A 229-nucleotide genomic window follows, 5' to 3' on the forward strand; every position below is an offset into this window, starting at 1 on the left:
GAGAATCTACTTGCTCGTCAATTTGATGTTGAAGAGCCTAATAGTGTATGGGTATCGGATATAACTCAGGTGCGCTGTAAAGAAGGCTGGCAGTACTTATGTGTCATTTTAGATTTATACTCACGCAAAGTTGTGGGCTGGGCAACAAGTCGAATTAATAATGCGGTTTTAGTGATTAAAACACTAAAGAAGGCTTGGAATGTGCGCAAGCCGAACGGGCAACGTTTAC

Annotated in this window: 1 protein-coding gene; it reads left to right on the forward strand. The window is 41.9% G+C overall.

What is annotated here, in order from left to right; all coding sequences use genetic code 11:
- The coding region (locus AN389_RS19925; protein ID WP_146258110.1) for a DDE-type integrase/transposase/recombinase at positions 1-229 on the forward strand (229 nt) is incomplete at both ends.

Source organism: Pseudoalteromonas sp. P1-7a (assembly GCF_001401855.1).
Taxonomy (GTDB): Bacteria; Pseudomonadota; Gammaproteobacteria; order Enterobacterales; family Alteromonadaceae; genus Pseudoalteromonas.